Origin of the sequence: Exiguobacterium sp. KKBO11, assembly GCF_001644945.1 — a bacterium.
Taxonomy (GTDB): Bacteria; Bacillota; Bacilli; order Exiguobacteriales; family Exiguobacteriaceae; genus Exiguobacterium_A; species Exiguobacterium_A abrahamii.
Genome location: NZ_LUCU01000022.1, coordinates 236,508 through 254,634 on the forward strand (window position 1 = coordinate 236,508; position 18,127 = coordinate 254,634).

General features: G+C 49.7%; 20 protein-coding genes and 1 riboswitch. Of the genes, 3 read left to right on the forward strand and 17 right to left on the reverse strand.

Annotated features, from left to right (window positions below; all coding sequences use genetic code 11):
* Positions 1–12 precede the first annotated feature (12 nt).
* Together AYO36_RS08280 and AYO36_RS08285 are read right to left on the reverse strand one after the other, a co-directional pair.
* Positions 13–462, reverse strand: a complete 450-nt coding sequence (locus AYO36_RS08280; RefSeq protein WP_149427103.1) for a cyclophilin-like fold protein — start codon at positions 460–462, stop codon at positions 13–15.
* Positions 455–1,021 carry a DapH/DapD/GlmU-related protein gene (locus AYO36_RS08285; RefSeq protein ID WP_064300139.1) on the reverse strand — a complete coding sequence of 189 codons (567 nt, stop codon included), beginning with the start codon at positions 1,019–1,021 and terminating at the stop codon, positions 455–457. Before AYO36_RS08285 ends, AYO36_RS08280 begins: the two co-directional genes overlap by 8 nt.
* 117 nt (positions 1,022–1,138) lie before the next feature.
* Between AYO36_RS08285 and AYO36_RS08290 the strand changes: the two genes are divergently transcribed.
* A complete protein-coding gene (locus AYO36_RS08290) occupies positions 1,139–2,014 on the forward strand; it encodes a LysR family transcriptional regulator (protein ID WP_064300140.1) in 876 nt (291 codons plus the stop codon).
* Between the two features lie 40 nt (positions 2,015–2,054).
* On the opposite strand, the gene AYO36_RS08295 is transcribed toward AYO36_RS08290, so the two are convergent.
* From AYO36_RS08295 to AYO36_RS08355, 13 genes are all read right to left on the reverse strand, one after another.
* The gene (locus tag AYO36_RS08295; RefSeq protein WP_064300141.1) at positions 2,055–2,600 is read right to left on the reverse strand and encodes a class I SAM-dependent methyltransferase; all 546 of its coding nucleotides are present in this window, start codon (positions 2,598–2,600) and stop codon (positions 2,055–2,057) included.
* A 326-nt stretch (positions 2,601–2,926) separates the two neighbouring features.
* Positions 2,927–3,664 carry a Bax inhibitor-1/YccA family protein gene (locus AYO36_RS08300; RefSeq protein ID WP_050677017.1) on the reverse strand — a complete coding sequence of 246 codons (738 nt, stop codon included), beginning with the start codon at positions 3,662–3,664 and terminating at the stop codon, positions 2,927–2,929.
* 57 nt (positions 3,665–3,721) lie between these two features.
* Positions 3,722–4,513, reverse strand: coding sequence for an AAC(3) family N-acetyltransferase (locus AYO36_RS08305; RefSeq protein WP_064300142.1), 792 nt, complete (start codon positions 4,511–4,513; stop codon positions 3,722–3,724).
* A 13-nt stretch (positions 4,514–4,526) separates the two neighbouring features.
* Positions 4,527–7,532: an AAA family ATPase gene (locus tag AYO36_RS08310; protein ID WP_064300143.1), complete on the reverse strand. Its 3,006-nt coding sequence runs from the start codon at positions 7,530–7,532 to the stop codon at positions 4,527–4,529.
* Positions 7,514–8,635 carry an exonuclease SbcCD subunit D gene (locus AYO36_RS08315; protein ID WP_064300415.1) on the reverse strand — a complete coding sequence of 374 codons (1,122 nt, stop codon included), beginning with the start codon at positions 8,633–8,635 and terminating at the stop codon, positions 7,514–7,516. Before AYO36_RS08315 ends, AYO36_RS08310 begins: the two co-directional genes overlap by 19 nt.
* 136 nt (positions 8,636–8,771) lie before the next feature.
* Entirely contained in the window at positions 8,772–9,128 is a 357-nt protein-coding gene (locus AYO36_RS08320) for a hypothetical protein (RefSeq protein ID WP_023467859.1), read from the reverse strand.
* A 121-nt stretch (positions 9,129–9,249) separates the two neighbouring features.
* Positions 9,250–10,257: a ThiF family adenylyltransferase gene (locus AYO36_RS08325; protein WP_064300144.1), complete on the reverse strand. Its 1,008-nt coding sequence runs from the start codon at positions 10,255–10,257 to the stop codon at positions 9,250–9,252.
* The gene (locus tag AYO36_RS08330; RefSeq protein ID WP_064300145.1) at positions 10,254–11,018 is read right to left on the reverse strand and encodes a thiazole synthase; all 765 of its coding nucleotides are present in this window, start codon (positions 11,016–11,018) and stop codon (positions 10,254–10,256) included. The genes AYO36_RS08325 and AYO36_RS08330 overlap by 4 nt, the downstream gene beginning before the upstream one ends.
* A gap of 2 nt (positions 11,019–11,020) precedes the next feature.
* Positions 11,021–11,221, reverse strand: coding sequence for a sulfur carrier protein ThiS (gene thiS / locus AYO36_RS08335; RefSeq protein ID WP_064300146.1), 201 nt, complete (start codon positions 11,219–11,221; stop codon positions 11,021–11,023).
* Positions 11,218–12,162 (reverse strand): FAD-dependent oxidoreductase, encoded by a 945-nt coding sequence (locus tag AYO36_RS08340; protein WP_064300147.1) that lies wholly within the window; start codon positions 12,160–12,162, stop codon positions 11,218–11,220. The genes thiS and AYO36_RS08340 overlap by 4 nt, the downstream gene beginning before the upstream one ends.
* Positions 12,159–12,752 carry a thiamine phosphate synthase gene (locus AYO36_RS08345; RefSeq protein ID WP_064300148.1) on the reverse strand — a complete coding sequence of 198 codons (594 nt, stop codon included), beginning with the start codon at positions 12,750–12,752 and terminating at the stop codon, positions 12,159–12,161. Before AYO36_RS08345 ends, AYO36_RS08340 begins: the two co-directional genes overlap by 4 nt.
* Positions 12,753–12,834: 82 nt before the next feature.
* A riboswitch (TPP riboswitch) is annotated at positions 12,835–12,937 on the reverse strand.
* 56 nt (positions 12,938–12,993) lie between these two features.
* A complete protein-coding gene (nagZ, locus tag AYO36_RS08350; protein WP_064300149.1) occupies positions 12,994–14,214 on the reverse strand; it encodes a beta-N-acetylhexosaminidase in 1,221 nt (406 codons plus the stop codon).
* Positions 14,211–14,636, reverse strand: coding sequence for an OsmC family protein (locus tag AYO36_RS08355; RefSeq protein ID WP_023467853.1), 426 nt, complete (start codon positions 14,634–14,636; stop codon positions 14,211–14,213). The genes nagZ and AYO36_RS08355 overlap by 4 nt, the downstream gene beginning before the upstream one ends.
* Positions 14,637–14,826: 190 nt before the next feature.
* Between AYO36_RS08355 and AYO36_RS08360 the strand changes: the two genes are divergently transcribed.
* Both AYO36_RS08360 and AYO36_RS08365 read left to right on the forward strand, forming a co-directional pair.
* Entirely contained in the window at positions 14,827–16,011 is a 1,185-nt protein-coding gene (locus tag AYO36_RS08360; RefSeq protein ID WP_064300150.1) for an MFS transporter, read from the forward strand.
* Between the two features lie 127 nt (positions 16,012–16,138).
* Positions 16,139–16,627, forward strand: a complete 489-nt coding sequence (locus AYO36_RS08365; protein WP_197484519.1) for a DoxX family membrane protein — start codon at positions 16,139–16,141, stop codon at positions 16,625–16,627.
* A gap of 28 nt (positions 16,628–16,655) precedes the next feature.
* Here AYO36_RS08365 and AYO36_RS08370 read toward each other — a convergent pair whose 3' ends face one another.
* Entirely contained in the window at positions 16,656–16,949 is a 294-nt protein-coding gene (locus AYO36_RS08370) for a hypothetical protein (RefSeq protein WP_023467850.1), read from the reverse strand.
* An 82-nt stretch (positions 16,950–17,031) separates the two neighbouring features.
* Positions 17,032–18,126 carry a hypothetical protein gene (locus AYO36_RS08375; RefSeq protein ID WP_064300151.1) on the reverse strand — a complete coding sequence of 365 codons (1,095 nt, stop codon included), beginning with the start codon at positions 18,124–18,126 and terminating at the stop codon, positions 17,032–17,034.
* Position 18,127 lies beyond the last annotated feature (1 nt).

Sequence of the window (18,127 nt, forward strand, 5' to 3'; positions counted from 1 at the left end):
TCTCTTGTTTTCTTATTGTTGCGTGCTCATTTGAACACGTACTGTATCAGCTGATAATAGTTCAGATAATCGATTCGGTTCGACCCAACCAATTCGCGTGTATTGAATATCTGTTTGAAACGACTCGTAAAATAGGACGAGACAATCTGATCCATACAGCATGAGATCTCCCGCTTGCACCGTTCCGACATACTTTGGATTCGTCGGTAACGAGAATGGAACGTAATGATACTTTTCATTCCCATTCAACTCTTTCATCTGCATCGTCAGCGGCAATCTTTTTTGCAATGCCATCGCTGTCTCATTGTCCGCAAAACGAATCGGGACGGTTGTTTCATCGATTTGAAGCAAGACGGATTTCAGCTCCTTTTGTTCTAGATCACTCGGTCGTGACGATTCTTTCGTATCGGTACATCCACTCAACAGAAAAAATGTAAGCAGACAACAGTACCATCTATTCATCCGACACCTCGACCGTTCGAATGATTCTCGCTGGAGTGCCTGCGACGATCGTACGGGGCGGAACATCGCGTGTCACTGTTGCGTTCGCTGCGACGATCGCATCCTCACCAATCGTCACGCCAGGCAAAATCGTCGCCCCGGCACCAATCCAAGCATTACGCCCGACATGAATCGGCGCTGTCTCAACGCCACCTCTTTTCGTCGGTGATTCCGGATGGTTGACAGTCAGCAACCGTGCGAACGGACCAATTAAGACATGATCGTCTAGCCGAATCGACCCAAGATCCGTAAACATGACACCTCGATTGAGGAAAACGTGTTTGCCGATGGATAAATGCCGTCCGAAATCCGTAAATAGAGGCGTTAAGACTCTAACAGACGAATCGATGTCTTGCCCTGTGATCACGGCAAGCGCCTGTCTCCTCTCTTCTTGTGAGACCACTTGATTCAATCGCTGTAATTCCGGTTCGATTTCATCTTGAATGGCATGAATGCGCTCAAGGACCGGATCCGCTGGAAGAATCGTATGTTCTCTTACATAGGTTTGCAGTTCAGTCATTGTACATCCTCCTTTCTTTTGATCGCTTGGTCTCATCTTACGGCTGACAACCATTCATGTCTAATGCTAATATTAAGTAATAAATCATACGTTTTTTGCATGGATAGAGGTGGAATGATGGAATTACAACAATTACGCTATTTTTTAGCTTTAGTCGAAGAAAAAAATATTACAAAGGCGGCACGGATCCTTCGTTTGTCGCAACCGGCATTATCGCGTCAGCTGCAACAACTAGAAGAGACGATTGGGGTCGAATTGTTCGAACGCTCGAAGCAAGGGCTTCGTTTGACTGAAAAGGGACGATTCTTTGAAGAGCGCGCACGCGAGATGGTTACACTAGCAGATAAGGTATTGGTCGACTTGAACACAAAAGAAGTATTGACGGGTGAAATTCATATCGGTGGTGGCGAAACTCAACAATTGACGACGGTGTTGCAAGCGTTTAGAGAGTTACACACCATTCATCCTGATGTAACGATTCGTATGTACAGCGGCAATGGGAATGATGTACTCGACCGGCTCGAAAAGGGATTGCTCGATTTCGGACTTGTCATTGCTCCGTTCGATCTATCCGCATTTCATTCCTTACGGTTGCCCGGTCAGGACCGTTGGGGGATCTTAACACGTCGTGATGCCTCGATCGCACAGTCTAAGACGATTTCACGAGAACAACTTGTCACCCTCCCGTTACTCTTATCCGAGCAGACACAACTCGATACGTATTTCCGTGAACAGAGTGGTCTAACGCTTGAGGATTGTCAGATCATCGGAACATATAATCTGTTGTTCAATGCGTCCTTACTCGTACGCCAAGGAGTGGGTCACGCTCTAGCAATCGATGGCATCATCGATACGACCGCTTCCGATCTAATCTTTCTTACCCTTGATCCTCCCGTCGTCTCGGACGTCCATTTGATTTGGAAAAAGGAGGCGACTTTATCGCCCAGTGCGCGTGTGTTACTGCGAACGATCAAGGAAGGATTTCATTCATAAGAAAACGGTGAGCACCTATTTGGGCGCTCACCGTTATTTGTCATTTCGATTTGATTGCATCAAGAATCAACGAAGGAAATCTCATCTGTTCTGCATTCCGGGGATCATATCGCTTCGAACGGAAAATGACACCGTCTGCGCCATCCCAGTCCGCTTGATGGAAGATTCCATCCTGATCGAAATATTCGAGAAGACGCACCTGAAATCCAGCCTCTTTAAATACTTGTCGTAATGTTTCGTGCGTATAAACGATTTTGTGACTCGCCGCTGGATGGTCATTTGGACCGGGTCCACCGACTTGAACAATCGATTGGTATGCGTCATCCCGAAAATAACCGTCCGGCACAGCACAACGGACGTATCCCCCTGGTGCAAGGTATGTATAACAATGACGTGCCGCGTCAATTCCTTCTTCGAACGTCAAGTGCTCCCAGACATGTTCCGCAAGAATCGCTTGCAACGTGTCGTTCGAACACAATCGTTCCCAATCGGACCGATTGAGTAGATTCAGCTCATCTTCCTGTGTATGATACCAACCGGGATTGTTGTGGTACGGTCCTGCTCCAATGACGATACGTTCTTTCATATGGGATCCTCCTTCTCGTTTCACCACTCTTTTATTTCTCATTTCACATAATTATCCCTTCTTGCGACAAAAAACGAGGCTGACTCAACAAAAAGAATGACGCGTCTTTTCACGCCCTTTCCTCAGGCGAGACACAAGCCAGTTTTCCTGCCTTATTCAAGCAGGAAAGCGGGTCTTGATTGTCTCTGACAGCGCAAAGATGCGCTTTTTCCTGTAGGAGTTGCGTGAAACGCGTCATTCTTTTTATTATGAGAAAAGGGTGGCAGATCATCATTCTGCCACCCCTATCTTTGTAGAGACTGACTTTTGAGTCAGCCCCGTTGCTGTTAATCCCGCGCCGCGAGGCGATATAAGAGATCGAGTAATTCGATATAGAGCCAGATGATCGTCACGATCAATCCGAATGCTGCAACCCACTCCATCGATTTTGGAGCACCGGCGCGAACTTGTTGCGAGATAAAATCGAAGTCCATCACGAGTGACAGGGATGCCACGATGACGATGACGAATTGAATACCAATCGCAAGCGGTGAGCTACCTGTCATGAATGGGAGATCGACACCGAATAACGAGAGAATCAAGTTGACTGCGTACAAGACGAAGATCGAGAGAATCGCTGCTGTTACCGCAGAACGGAAACGTTGCGTCACTTTAATCATGCCTGTCGAGTAGACAAACCACATCGCGAACGCAACGACGAAAGTCGCAAGAACCGCTTTCCCGACGATACCTGGGTACATGCTTTCAAAGACGAGCGACAATGCTCCGACGGCGACACCTTCTGCCAACGCATAGACCGGTGAAAGGACCGGTGCTGTTGCTGGTTTGAATGTGATGATCAAGGCAAGGATCAGACCGATGACGAATCCACCGATTAATGCCGGGAATAGGAACGCTTGGTTTTCTGCGAGGAAGAACCAACTTCCCCCTGCTGCTGCCGTGACGAGAGCGAGCATCAAGAAAATCTTGCTCATCGTCCCGCTTTTTGTCATTGGTCGTTCTCCGACACGTGCCGTATCGAATCCGCGACGCAATGCCGGGTTTACTTTAAAACGTGAAGCCATTGCTTTCACTCCTTTTTATGATTCTGTTTTCTACTACGAAGGTTTCCCGAAAAAGTTTCAAAATAACCATTGATCGAGCGCTTTTAATTGCAACATGACGACTGGGATCGAGGCTTTGGCATCGATGCGGTAAGATTTCGCTTGTCCGATCAGACCGGACGTGACGAAATCGGCACTTTCCAACGCTTCGCCAATCGGTCCAAACGCGTCACTATCGATTTGACGATGTCGGTAGTGAATGAATCGTTCCGTCGTTCCTTCTTTGACTTTACAACCATCCTCGACGTCCGGACGATTCAACCCGTATTCTGCGTAATGCCAGACGGTCGTCGTATCCCAAGGAGAACCGATATGCAGAATTTGGCCGTCCGCCTCGATGAAGCGTTCGATTGGTGAACCGGGACCGAAGCCATTTTCTAATGTATGATTGGCAACGAATGTCGCCGCATCTTTCCCCCAGGCGGTCACGGACCACATCGGATGGTTGCTTCGAACGACACCCGGATACGTTCGGAAGACTTCCGGGACGCGACCGATGCCGCGTGTGACCGTTTTTGCCGGGTCATATGCCGGCATTTCCCGGCGGATCGTTTCCCACCATTCTTCAGGCACAGCCGGTTGGCTCCAGTTCTTCGGATCTGAATTATCGGTACTTTGCGCCGGCATCATGATTAACCCATCCGTCGTGACAACTTCCTGTAAGGCCTCAATCAATGCTTGTACGCCACCGGGAATCCAGCCGATTTGTTTGAGAGACGAATGGACGAACAGCTTCATGCCGGGAGCCACACCTAATTCGCGTAACGCCTCTTTGATTTGTGATTTTGTGACCATGTTTCGTGTTTCCATCGATCTTAGCTCCTTACTCGACGACTAGTGTAATCGTCGACCCCGTTTTTCCTTGTTTGACCTCGATTTTTGCGTCAACTCGTGACTTCAGTTCCTGGACGTGACTGATGATCCCGACCATGCGACCGCTCGCTTGAATCGAGAGCAACGTCTCGATCGCTTGTTCGAGTGATTCCGGATCAAGTGTTCCAAATCCTTCATCGATAAACATCGTTTCAAGTGACACGCCACCACTTGCTTCTTGAACGACTTCCGACAATCCGAGCGCAAGCGCAAGTGATGCTTTGAAGCTTTCTCCACCAGATAACGTCTTGACGTGACGTGTTTGCGACGTGTACGCGTCAAAGACATTTAAATCAAGCCCATATTTCTTGAGTCCTTTTCCCGCCTCCGTTTTCCGTTCAAGCTGGAAACGACCAGAGGTCATCTCGTGCAGATGCCGGTTTGCGGCGAACAAGATCTCATCGAAGTATGCCGTCTGGACGTACGTCTCGAATGTCATCCGTTGCGCATTCTCCCCGACACCAACGCGAGCGAGTTCGCCGATGACTCCGTATCTCGCATCCTCGTCCTCAATCTGGCGTTGCAAGCTTTCCCAAGCCGCCATCAATTGATCGATGTGTGCGCGTTCCTTCTCAAACCCGACACGTCGGTCGGTCCGCTCCGTCAGTTCGAGCGACGACGTCTTCACATCCATCCGCAACTGTTCGAGATCCGGACGCACTTGACCTTCTGTCTTCAAACGGGCTTGTTCCTGCTTCAGCTTCAATTCCTGCCGCGCTAGACGATCTTGTTCCAAACGTTCTTGGAGGTGACGGAGTTCGTCACGAGACCGTCTCGCATCGCGGAAGGCTTCAATCGTCGGAAACGCTTCTTCTGCCAGGACTGCGTGTAATTCGTTTTCGCGTTTCGTTAATCGGTCGCTTTGTTCAGCAGATGCCTCAGTCAATTGACGGAATCGACCTTGGTGTTCCGCGAAGTCACGATCGAGCTGTTCCTTCTCGCGTAGCTGTTGCTGTTTGTCTTGCTTGAACTGCTCGATACGTGTTTCTGCCTGTTGTTGCTCCTCACGGAGTGCTGGTAGCGATTTCGCGGACTCTCCTGATTGACTTAGGCGACCAGACAAGTGTGCCATTTCCGATTCGATGACGGTCCGGTCTTTAATCATTGCATCGATCTTCAGTTGTAGCTGGTCCATGGATTGCTCGAGTTGTTGCAGGCGAGTCTCAAGACGCGCTTTTTCCGTCTGTGCTGACGCTAATCGGGCTTCCGTCTGTTCGACTTCCCGAAGCTGTGCTGAAACATCCGCATGAGATGACTCGTTTTCACTCATCTTTTGAATCTCGGTCGTCAGTTGTCCGAGACGTTCGGCTACCGTTCGGTACGAGGCTTGTAACTCTTGATGCGCTTGTTGAGCTTCTAGGAACCGCTGTTGCGCTACATCGACGGATAGTTCCTTTGCGACGGCGACAGCATGCTGTGGATGCGACGTACTGCCGCAGACTGGGCAAGCCGTCCCGTCTGTCAATCCTTTGGCAAGTTCAGCAGCCAGTTGTTCCCGTTCGTATCTACGCGCTTCTTCGTATTGGCGCGCTGCTGCCTCTTTTTGGTCCCGGACGCTTGTGCCGCGAACGATCAGCTGTTGCCGTTCTGCTTCCAATTTGTCATGTTCCGCCATCTTCGTCGCCAGCTGTTGCAGGATGAAGCGCCGTTCTTGCACCTTTAAGCGCTCTGCTCCGATGTTTTGCAATGGATGCAGTTGTTCTTGAACAGTCTTACGCTCCGTCCGTGCTTGTTCGAGTTGCTTCCGTAATGGCTCTGGGTCCAGAAGCTTCGAACGTTCGATTAGTTGTTGCTGTTGTTGTCGTAAAGCCGTTTCTGCTTCCAACCGTTCGCGTTCTTCTTGAATCTTTTCGAGGCGACGACTGAGTTGCTCGATCTGTGGTTCCTCCGCTAGCAATCGATCCACTTTTGCTTGAACGACCTCTTGTTGCTCTTTCAAGCGAGCGATGTGCTGTTCAGTTTCCTGTTTTCGATGCGTGAGTTGCGTCAATTGTTCTTGATCCTGTTGCCACTGGTCATAGATCGGTGCGACGATTTGAGCGCGTTCAGCTGCCAATGCTTCTTGTTGCATCCGCTTGATTTCCGGTAAGCGGTCCACTAGCAACTGTTCCGTTCGTTGAAGTCGCTCCTGCTCTTGGAAAACCGCTTCGAGTTGCTCGCCTTGTTGCAATTGTGTCGTTTTCTTCTCGACGATCGCACGGGTCTCTATTTCAGCTTGACGAGCAGCCGTTAACCATTCGTCCCGTTCCGTCGTCAACGCCTCCATCCGTAACCGGATGTCGCCTTCCGTTAGTTCACTCCAGTTCGCTTGCAGAGGTAGTTCCTCAAGCTTTGCCCATTGTTTCGTCTTCGTTTCCTTGATGCGTGCCGCAAGATCGAGCGCTTGTCGGTGTAAACGTTGCTGGAACTCACCATAGTGTTCCGTCTTAAACAGCTGCTTGAGAATCTGGAGTTTGTCTTTTGACTCTGCCATCAACAGTTCGCGGAACTTATTTTGCGGCAACAGGAGAATTTGTGAAAATTGTTTATGGTCGAGCTGAATCAACTCTTGAACGCGTTGTTTGATTTCTGGAATCTTGACCGCAAGCGGCTTCCATGTCGTTCCGTCGAACCGAGCGAGCTCGGCTTCATGCGAGTAACCGGTTTTATTGACTGGATGCGGTTGACTCGGTTGGCGGATGATCCGGTACCGTTCTCCTTTCAGCGTAAACTCCAGTTCAACTTCCGTCTTTTGCTCAGGCACGGCAAAATGACTTCGCAGTTCGCTCATTTCCCGTTCGCCACCTGACGTTTCGCCATACAGGGCGAACGTCAATGCGTCAAAGATCGTCGTTTTCCCTGCTCCGGTATTCCCGGAGATGACGAACATCGTCCGTCCGGCAAGTGCCGTGAAATCAATCGTCTCTTCACCAGCAAACGGTCCAAAGGCGCGTAATGTCAGTCGTTCTGGGCGCATGTCGCTTCCTCCTTCAGGACGGCTTGCATCGCTTCCGTCGGTTTCTTCTCACGGACTGCTTCATAAAACTCACTGAATAGATCCGCAACGGATGCATCCTTGACTTGCTCCCGCGACGCCTTGACCGCCCGTGTACTCTCGCGGACGAATCCAATTCGCTCAAGGTGCAGGATGTTCGGATAGATTTTTTTCAGCTTGCCCATCGGATCCATCAAAGCTTCGCCGTCCGTTAGATTGATCTTTAGGTAATCGTCCGTGTCTTGTGTCGCGACGAACGCCGGGTCTGTCAGCTCCGCGAGACTTCCGGTCAATTCCCGCAAGTCACGTTTAGGTGCAAGTGGTTCGAATCGGCGATCGAACGTACCCGCTTCGTTCAACGTCAACACATCGACCCCTTTGACATGATGTACTTCCGAAAAGGAATATTTCAAGAGAGATCCGCTGTAGCGAACCGTCTCGGATTGAATCGCAAGTGGATTATGCAAATGACCGAGTGCCGTATACGTAAACGGTGCAAACTGGCTTGCGCTAACTTGCCCTGCCGTTCCGACGGACAATTGCCGCTCCGAATCCGTCTCGAGTCCACCAATCACAAAGGCATGACCGACGAGGACACTCGGTCCGTCCGGACTACATCCGGCAAGAATCGTCCGCATCGCATCATCATGTGTCTTGATCGTTTCGTCCTTGTGCACGTACCGAACGGTCGCCGGATCCGCAAATGGCACCGGATAAAATGACACCCCTTTAATCGTGACCGGAGTAATGACCGGCGTTAGTTTTCCGACGAGGTGCAAACCAGCCCGTTGGAGTAACGTCGTTCCGAAACTTAACCGTTCGGCCGAATCGTGATTTCCGCTGATCGCAACGACCGGGATGTCTCGATCGAGAATCAAAGCAGCGAGCGTCTCGTCAAGCAGTTCGACGGCTTCCGTTGGTGGTACGGCGCGGTCGTATAAGTCACCCGCAATGACGATTGCATCCGGTTGTTCGCGGTCGACGAGTGTCAAAAAGTCCGCTAAGACCGCCCGCTGGTTCTCGAGCATCGACTCGCCATGAACGATTTTGCCGAGATGCCAATCGGCAGTATGTATCCATTTCATCTTCATCACACTCACTTTTTGAATATAGTAGCTTAAGTGTAGCATGCAAGCGGTCGTTCTGCGACGAACATCCGTTTGGAACACAAAAAGCAGAAGGCGAATGCCTCCTGCTTTTTTCACTCTTGCGACGAATGTGTTATTTCGTCCGTTGTTTTCTAAAGCGTTGAACGGAACGAATCACAGAAACCGATCCGCCGATGATCGCACCGACACCGACGACGATGCCTGTCTTGAATTTTTTGCCCGATTGTTCTGATTTATGCGTTGCTTGATTGTGTTCAAAAAGTTGTTGGAGGGGCGACGACGTCTCGACTTCGAGAATTTTCGATGCATCCTGATGCACGTCTTCTCTACGTTCGACACTACAAGGTGACAGATAGAATGGGTTCAAGTTCGTCCGGTACCGATCCGGATTCCAGTTGGCTTGCTGAACAACTGCTTGGGCGTCTTCCGTCTGTGCTTGATCCTTGATTGGATCGAATTCTTGTTTCATCTGAATCACTCCTCTTCACGTTCAAAACCTGTAGACCGATTTACGTCTGAAGTCTTATTTACCTGTTTTTCAAACGTTTAAAACATATATATTTAAAATTAGTTTTACTGTTTTGTGAACGTTAGCTGAAATAGGCATGATAGAGCCGTTTCGCTTTGACGAGATCCGCCTCGCCATGAATCAGAACACGTCCATCTCGGAAAGCGACCATCCGATGTTCGTCCGTCGTAAACGCCAGCAAATATGGATTATGGGCGGAAATCGCAGCGACCGGCTGGAGACGTTGTTTCAACTGTTCCAGGTCCCGCTGTCCGTCTCCGCGGATTTGAACGGCATCCCGACCGCACAGTGCCGTGAAACGAACCGTTTGATCCGATAAGTAAGGATAGGACGGTTCGATGCCGCACGACGGGCACTCCGTTTGCTTCAGTGACTGGACGTTAATTTGTTGAAACGTATTCGACCAGACATCAAACGCAAGCAAGCGCGTCCGCATGGCGTCCGTCTTTCCGCTCAACCACTTCAACGCTTCCGTCACCTGTAAGGAAGCGACCATCTGTACAGCTGGTCCGATGATTCCCGCTGTATCACACGTCTCCTGATCCCGCGGTAATTGATCGAGCAGACAATGCAGACACGGCGTCTCCCCGGGACGGACGGTAAACGTGATCCCATAACTGCCGACGCATCCACCGTAAATCCACGGAATCGAACGCATCAACGCCATGTCGTTCATCAGCAAGCGAATATCGAAGTTGTCCGTTGCGTCGATGATCAGATCGATATCATCGAGAAGCCACGTCAGCGCTGCCCGGTCGACGTCTACTACATGCGCTTCGATCGTCACTGTCGAATTAATCGCTTCAAGCCGTGCTTTTGCGGCAATCGCTTTTGGTACGATGTGACGCGCATCGTCCTCGGTATAAAGCTGTTGGCGTTGTAGATTACTCCACTCGACATAGTCGCGGTCGACGATTCGGACGACGCCGACACCGGCGCGGACGAGTTGCTCTGCCGATGCCGTTCCGAGCGCTCCCATGCCGATGATCAGCACCTTCGCTGATGCCAAGCGTGCTTGTCCCGCTTCCCCGATCGGTTGAAATCGAGTTTGCCGTGAGTAACGGTTCATCGAATCAATCCACTCGTTGGACTACTCGCGACCGCATACTGTTTCTTCTCGATACGTCCCGCTTCGTATCCGAAGCGACCTGCTTCGACAGCTAGTCGCATTGCGTGCGCCATCTTGACCGGATCTTGAGCATGGGCAACGGCGGAGTTTAATAAGACACCATCCGCTCCCAGTTCCATCGCATAGGCGACGTCGGTCGGTGAACCGATCCCGGCGTCGACGATAACAGGAACCGTCGTCTGCTCGATGATGAATCGTAGATGAAGTGGATTGAGAATGCCTTGCCCGGAACCGATCGGTGACGCTGCCGGCATGATGGCGTGACAACCGAGTTCCTCGAGTCGCCGTGCAAGGACGACATCGTCCGACGTATACGGTAAGACGATGAAACCTTCTTTGAGTAATTCTTCAGAAGCCCGTAACGTCTCGATCGGATCAGGTAGTAACGTCTTGTCGCAACCGATCACTTCAACCTTGACCATGTCACACATACCGGATGCCCGCGCAAGCTTCGCAAGCCGAACAGCTTCCTCCGCCGTCTTCGCACCGGCCGTGTTCGGCAGTAAATCGTACTTCGCTAAATCAAGCGACTCCAAGAAATTCGCTTGTTGTTTGTCGAAGATATCGAGCCGACGGACGGCGAATGTCAAAATTTGTGAAGCAGACGCATCGATTGCTTTCTGCTGTACCGTAGCATCCGTATATTTCCCTGTTCCGAGTAACAAGCGTGATTCAAATGTCTTTTCTCCAATTTTCAGCATATTTATCCTCCTCCTACGAAATGAACGATTTCAAATGTGTCATTGTCCCGAACGACCGTCTGACCATATGCCACGCGATCGATTATTTGTCGATTCTGTTCAACGATGACGAGCTTTTCCCCTAAGCCAAGTTGCGTGAGCATGTCCTCAATTGTTTTAATCTGTTCGATCGTGTGGTCATTGCCGTTAATCGTAATGTTCATCGGACTTCCTCCTTCTGAATCAACCGTAATGTATTTACCAAGACTTCCGCTGTCGCCGGTGCGAGTAATATGCCATGCCGATGATGCCCCGTCGCTAGGAAGATCCGACGGGATGAATCGGCGACTCCGATATATGGCAAGCCGGACGCCGTTTGTGGTCGTACACCGGACCAGACTTCTTCGATGACCGCGTCACGAATCGGTGGATACAGTCGTTCTGCTGCTTGAAGCAATGACGTGACCCCTGCGACACTGACACCGACCGTCTCGTCGTGCGGCAGTTCGGTCGCACCGATCAAAATCCGACCGTCTGCTTTTGGCACAAGGTAGACAGCGTCGTCAAACAGGATCGAGCGTAACGGCTGACCCGCGAGACGGACGGCGAGACATTCCCCTTTGACCCCATATGTCGCGATCGAAATGCCGGCTGTATCGAGCAAAGCTTGCGAACCCCGTCCGGCAGCGACCGTCACTGTTTGTCCGGTCCAGATTCCCGCATTCGATTCGATCCTAATGAAGTCATCGTTCTCTTCGATGCGTGTGACTTCCACCTGTTCTTCAATCGATATGCCACGTGCGTGTAAGGCATACATCAATGCAGTCGTCAGTCGTCGTGGATCGATTTGACCGACCGCCGGAAACAAATTCTCGCGTCCTTTACGTTTCAACAAAAACGGTTGTTCCCGGTACCCACAATCGATACCAGTCTCTCGCTCGAGTCGACGTGCAAGCAACGGATACAGACGACGACTTCGTGCGGCAAGTGCATGTAATTCCGCTCTCAGCTCGATGTCCGTCGCAAGCATCCCGGCAGCCGCGCGACTCGTTCCTTGTCCACCTGCTCCGCGTTCTAAGACGACGACGGATTCATTCTGAAAGGCGAGACCGTAAGCAAGCGTCAAACCGATGACTCCACCGCCGATGATGATGTGATTCGTCATACCCGTACCCCCTGATAATGCTTGACGGCGGCGAGCGGATCCGAATGACCGAGAATACCCGATAAGACGGCGATTCCGGTTACACCGGTCGCTACGATTTCAGGCATGCGTTCTGGTGTAATCCCGCCAATTGCAATGACTGGTTTCGTCGTGAAGGTGACGACTTGCTTCAAGGCGTCAATCCCTCGTGGTGGCACGTCCGGCTTCGACGCTGTCGGATAAATATGACCGTACAGCAGGCGGTCGGCTCCTTCCGCTTCTGCTGCCAGTGCCTCTGCTAGCGAATGGACTGATTTCCCGATGACGAGATTCGGAAAATGACGTCGCACATCGCGGACACGTAAGGACCGGCGCGTCAGCTGCACACCGATGCCGGCGACATGGGCGACGTCGACCCGATCATGAACCGTTAACTGATCAGGCGAATAACCATGCGCAAGGAGCGCTTCAATTAGATCAAGTAATTCTGCCGCCGATAAGTTCGGTTCTCGTAGATGCAGCTGATCCGTATAAGGTTGAAGCGATTGAAAGGTCTTTATTTCGTCAAGCGGATTAATGGATCCCGTCGAAATCAGATGTAAACGCATCATGTTCTTCCTTTCCATACGAAAAAGGACCACTCCCGATGTTGAAGGGAGTGGTCCGAAAATGCGCTGAAGCGCTAAGGATATCTAAGGTTTCGAGCCACTTCCCTCCGCTAGTACGAACTAGATCAGGTTCAAAGGGTCCGGATACTTCCGTCTCAGTCTGCTGGGAGACTCCCCTAGTGTCTTTTCGTGTTTAATTGGCTTGCCCCATTAGTCTAGCATGAGTCGCTTTGCTTCGCTAGTCCTAGTTGAGCGCTTCCACTTGCTGAATCAGTTCCGATTTCGTTGGTCGCTGTTGCTCTTGGCTGTCGGCATACGTCTGCTTCAGCTTCAGGATGCGCATTACTTTGGCATCGAGCATCTCCGGCGTCAGCGTTTTTTCTTTGACGGCTTGCATCACTTCAGCATGGACCTTTGTGTAAGCACCTGCCTCTGAAAACATCGCCATATCAGCTCCATTGACGAGCGACTGACGTGCCGCTTCTGCGAGACCATATTGTTTCGTGATCGCCCCCATGACGAGATCATCTGTGATGATGACACCGTTGAATCCGAGTTGTTGACGCAAGAGGTCAGTCAAGATCGGCTTTGAGAGCGAGGACGGATTCGTATCGTCATACGCGGGATAGAGAATATGGGCGACCATCACCATCTCGGCGCCCTCTTGAATCGCTTCTTTAAACGGTAACAGTTCCGTCCGCTTCAATTCTTCCTTTGATGCCGTCACTTTCGGTAGCCCGACATGGGAATCGACACTCGTATTGCCGTGACCGGGAAAATGTTTGACGACCGGAATCGTTCCCGTCTCCTGCATCCCGTGCATCAGGGCCGTACCAAGCGTCGCGACGGTCTTCGGATCAGCACTTAACGCACGGTCGCCGATGATCGGATTGTTCGGATTACTGTTGACGTCAAGGACCGGCGCGAAGTCCATTTTGAAGCCATAAAAACGTGACAAATGTCCGAGCGTACGTCCGACGTCTTCCATTTTCACTTCATCTGCTCCTTGCGCTATCCGTTGACTCGTCGGTAACCGTAATCGTTGATCCGGTACCCGGCTGACGCGTCCGCCTTCTTCATCAATCCCGACGAAGGCATACGGTTTTTGGTTCGTCTCTTGAATCGCACGCGTGAACGTCAAGAGTTGCTCTTCTGACGTGATGTTTCCACCGAGCAATAAGACCCCGCCAATCGCATGCGTCTGTAATAATTTTCGGTCAGCTGCTGAAAGTTCCGTGCCGGCGACTCCGATATAGAGCAGTTGATCGATCTTCTCGGACGTCGACATCGCTTTAAGTTGCTGCTTTAATCGTGCTTGTTGTCGTTCCTCTTTCGTTGGTTCAGGTTTCGGTTTCTTTTCTTCTGTCGGTTGCTTCGTTTCCGGTTGTGATGGTTTCGTTGGTTCCGTCGTCTCCTGCGCACACCCTGCAAGCAACAGACAACCGATCAGTACGGTTTTCTTCACAAAGGATCCTCGCTTCGCACACCATTGATCGAATAATAAACGGAAATCTCAGCGTTCAGGGATTGCGAGACCGAACAATATTTATCCTTTGATAACGAGATGGCGCGACGGACCTTATCTTCCGGGAGATCACCTTCGAGCCGGTAATGAATCGAGATCGACGTAAAACGCCGCGGATGGTCCTCTGCCCGTTCTCCTTCGATATCCATTTCGAAATGGGTGATCGTCAAGCGCATCTTCTCTAAAATCGAGACGATATCAATTCCTGTACAGCCGGCAACGGCATGTAGCAAGAGTTCAGTCGGTCGTGGCGCTTGGTTTTCACCCCCGTTTTCGGGTGCTGCATCCATCGCCAGGTGATGCCCTGATTCCGTCTGTCCACTAAACCCCATCTGTTTGTTCCATGTCACTGTCGCTTGCATCGTTTCCACTCCTTTATAAGTAGTCTTCTTCTGTAGTATACGCAAAAAACAGTACTCCTGGAAATTCACACGCTATTTCGAATAATGGTTCTTTTCCCGAAATCTCGCTTTGCGATACCCGACGAAATCGTTTCATGCTATCCTGTTACTCATAGTTTCGCGCGCAAGCGCTAGAATTGAGGAATTATCCATGTCACCTACTACTCGTTTAAGTCGACGCGATTGGCTCTTGATCGCCACGTTGTCGCTCCTGACGTTCGTTCTCGGAACAAGCGAATTCGTCATCGTCGGGATCCTCGCTGAAATCTCCTCAGCCCTTGATATCACGATCGCAACAGCTGGTACGCTCGTTTCAGCCTTTGCCATCTCCTTTGCAATCGGTACACCGATCGTCATGTCGCTGACCGGTCACCTGGAACGGTGTCGTCTGATCCTACGTCTCTTACTCGCCTGGGTCTTATTGAATCTTGCCAGTAGTTTTGCCCCAAGTTATGAAGTATTGCTTGCCACCCGTATTCTGACAGCGATCCTGACCGGCGTCTTGATTTCACTCGCGATGGTCGTCGCCAGTGACGGTGTACCTGTCTCAAAACGTGGTGTCGCCGTCTCGTTCATTTTCGGTGGTTTTACACTTGCGAACGTCCTTGGTGTCCCGATTGGAACGTTCATCGGTCAACACGCTGGATTCGAAGCCACGTTTTGGCTGACAACAGTCATGGGATTGATCGCGTTTCTCGCCGTATGGAAGATCGTTCCGGTCCAACAATCGACGGGTTCCGGTTCAATCAAGGAGCAGCTTGGACTGCTCGCCAACCCACGGATCCTGATCGCTTTCTTTATTCCATCGTTCGGATTCGGGGCAACCTACGTCGTCTACACGTACCTTGTACCGATTCTGCAAACGGAACTCGGGATTGCGAAGACGTGGATCAGTCCGATCTTGCTCGCTTACGGCGTCGTCTCGATCTTTAGTAACATCCTTGCCGGTAAAATCGCCAGTAAAAATCCGATGGGACGCTTACGGTTTGTCTTCGTCGTACAAGCAATCGTCCTTGCTGCGTTATACTTCACGACAGCATCCCTTCCGCTTGGTCTGTTCAACATCGCCTTGATGTCGTTGATGTCGATTTTACTAACGACTTCGACACAAATCTACTTGATTGACCTCGCTGAAAAGTTCAACCCGGAAGCAAAAGGACTCGCCGCTTCATTGATGCCGGTTGCGAGTAACGTCGGGATTGCTTTTGGTTCGGCACTCGGTGGCATCGTCTATGCGAACGGTCCGATGATGAACACGGCACTCGTCGGTGGACTAGTCGCGCTTGTTGCTGCTTTATTAACTGCAATCAGTCATCGCCTCGATCAACGGTCATGAAACCGTTACCTTACCCTTTTTTGTAACAGGTCGATGACGGTTCGATGACGTTATGATGATAGTCCCCATCTCGCTGATGATTTTTCAGTATGATGGGGACTATGTTGTAGTAGAGGAGTGTCTGAAAGTGAAAGCATTACACATCATCGGTCTCGGTCTATTGACGGTCATCCGACTCTGGCTCGGAATCCAGTGGTTCATCGCTGGAATCGGTAAGTACATCAATGGCTTCGATGCAAAACCGTTTCTCGAAGGAGCGCTCGCGAAGTCAACGGGCGAAGAAGCACTCGTCAGTTCCTGGTATGCGACGTGGATCGAACAACTCGCCTTACCGAACGTCGGGCTGATCAACGCCTTGATTCCGTTCGCGGAACTCGTCGTCGGGATCCTGTTGATTCTTAGTCTGTTGACAGTTCCTGCACTCGTTGTCGGAAGCATCATGAATCTCAATTACTTACTCGCTGGGACGATTGCCTTGAACCCAGTGTTCTTAGCAGCGTCAATTGCCTTACTGGCTGCAGGACGCTTTGCGTATCAAATTGGCATCGATCACTGGATCATCCGCTGGTATCGTTCGTCACAGCAACCGCATCCCCTGGACCGGATTCCGGTCTAACGAAAAAACTCTCCCGCACGTGGGAGAGTTATTTTTTTTGTTGCTCAAGAATTGTCTGTTGTGTCGGGGTCCCACCGACTGAGACCGTCCGCTCGAGGAACAGATAGGGTTTGCCATCGACTTCAAAGCGACGGTCACCGAGATAACGGGCCGAGTGCCCATCCGTTGCGAGCTTTTGTTCGATGGCTGCAACATGTTCGTCGAGTGAATAAAACCGATCGTCGAACGTCATTGTGATGTTTTTCTTACGGTACCCGAGTAAGAAATTGTAGTAGAACCAATACATGGCACCTGCAAAGACGACAAAAATCAAGAATTGCATGTCAGTTCCCCCTTTGTATAGTCTTTATACGTTGGAAGAAAACGGGAGGTTTCAAATTAAGAGTGGAAATTAGTTAATTTTATTAATTTGTTATGATGCTATTTAAGAGTAGTTCATTTTTTGATCCTTTTTTATGAATGTCAGCTTCATAAACAATCTCAGATGTCAGTGGATTGATCACTAATGATTTGACTTCATCTTTTTTCGTTCGGTAAGCGAAGTAAATATAATCACGATCTACCGTAACGCTTCTATTTGAGAACGCTTCATCCGTCGCAATCGAATCAAGCTGAATCGAGTGCGAAGAGGACTGGTGTGATTCGAAATCGTAGATTTGCCATTCAAATCTTTTCTTATCTGATACTTGTGCAGATGATTCATCAAGACCTAAGAAATATTTTCCACCGTTTATAGCGTATGAGGAGTACACTTCCTCGAATTCTTTTAATATTTTCGTTTGTTTACCATCCTTCACGACGGTTTCAGATAAAAAATCCTCAGAACCTTCTACTTCTTTTACTTGGTCAACAATCATTTTCCCATCATAAAACGATCGAATCGCATCATCTTTTCCTAAAGCGTCAGGTAATTTAATTTTTGTCATCGATTTCTTTGTTAAGTCGATTTGATAGATATGTTCTCTTTCAATTTCTTTGTTAAGAGTAGACGAATCAATCAATAACATATCTTCTGTTCGTTGAAACGGAGAAAAACGTAACTTTTCATTCATTTGTGTTTCAGGGAATTTAATTGTCATGCTTGACAATTTGTTATTCAAAGCATTCCAATACTGTAGCTCCAGCTCGTCATTATTCAACTTATTTATACCATATGTAACCGAATCTTGTGAAAATACATGTGTATCATTTTTCCAAATGAATTGCTGGAACGAACGTGGGGCATCCTTCCAACTAGATTCATCATTAAATAGATACGACAGTATTGATTTATTGTACTGCTTAACGTCCCCGTTCATCGAAATATTATATTCGTTCGGATTTTGACCCCACTCACTGAGACGAAGTTGCATATTTTGAACGACATCTTCGTTCGGATCGCCTTTTTTCGTTTCGACGATAAATTTCACCTTATCGAACGAGAGGACCTGCCCAACATAAAATCCTAAAGACACAATACAGATGACACCTAAAAGTAATACATATTTGATTGAACGCATA

Bases quoted from the DNA above. Each gene is read 5' to 3' on its own strand.
- AYO36_RS08320 (WP_023467859.1), bottom strand. From the start codon at position 9,128: ATGAAACAAGAATTCGATCCAATCAAGGATCAAGCACAGACGGAAGAC.
- AYO36_RS08285 (WP_064300139.1), bottom strand. From the start codon at position 1,021: ATGACTGAACTGCAAACCTATGTAAGAGAACATACGATTCTTCCAGCG.
- AYO36_RS08340 (WP_064300147.1), bottom strand. From the start codon at position 12,162: ATGACGAATCACATCATCATCGGCGGTGGAGTCATCGGTTTGACGCTT.
- AYO36_RS08315 (WP_064300415.1), bottom strand. From the start codon at position 8,635: ATGAAATGGATACATACTGCCGATTGGCATCTCGGCAAAATCGTTCAT.
- AYO36_RS08330 (WP_064300145.1), bottom strand. From the start codon at position 11,018: ATGCTGAAAATTGGAGAAAAGACATTTGAATCACGCTTGTTACTCGGA.
- AYO36_RS08360 (WP_064300150.1), top strand. From the start codon at position 14,827: ATGTCACCTACTACTCGTTTAAGTCGACGCGATTGGCTCTTGATCGCC.
- AYO36_RS08300 (WP_050677017.1), bottom strand. From the start codon at position 3,664: ATGGCTTCACGTTTTAAAGTAAACCCGGCATTGCGTCGCGGATTCGAT.
- AYO36_RS08280 (WP_149427103.1), bottom strand. From the start codon at position 462: ATGAATAGATGGTACTGTTGTCTGCTTACATTTTTTCTGTTGAGTGGA.
- thiS (WP_064300146.1), bottom strand. From the start codon at position 11,221: ATGAACATTACGATTAACGGCAATGACCACACGATCGAACAGATTAAA.
- AYO36_RS08290 (WP_064300140.1), top strand. From the start codon at position 1,139: ATGGAATTACAACAATTACGCTATTTTTTAGCTTTAGTCGAAGAAAAA.
- AYO36_RS08295 (WP_064300141.1), bottom strand. From the start codon at position 2,600: ATGAAAGAACGTATCGTCATTGGAGCAGGACCGTACCACAACAATCCC.
- AYO36_RS08345 (WP_064300148.1), bottom strand. From the start codon at position 12,752: ATGATGCGTTTACATCTGATTTCGACGGGATCCATTAATCCGCTTGAC.
- AYO36_RS08325 (WP_064300144.1), bottom strand. From the start codon at position 10,257: ATGAACCGTTACTCACGGCAAACTCGATTTCAACCGATCGGGGAAGCG.
- AYO36_RS08355 (WP_023467853.1), bottom strand. From the start codon at position 14,636: ATGCAAGCGACAGTGACATGGAACAAACAGATGGGGTTTAGTGGACAG.
- AYO36_RS08305 (WP_064300142.1), bottom strand. From the start codon at position 4,513: ATGGAAACACGAAACATGGTCACAAAATCACAAATCAAAGAGGCGTTA.
- AYO36_RS08370 (WP_023467850.1), bottom strand. From the start codon at position 16,949: ATGCAATTCTTGATTTTTGTCGTCTTTGCAGGTGCCATGTATTGGTTC.
- AYO36_RS08375 (WP_064300151.1), bottom strand. From the start codon at position 18,126: ATGCGTTCAATCAAATATGTATTACTTTTAGGTGTCATCTGTATTGTG.
- AYO36_RS08310 (WP_064300143.1), bottom strand. From the start codon at position 7,532: ATGCGCCCAGAACGACTGACATTACGCGCCTTTGGACCGTTTGCTGGT.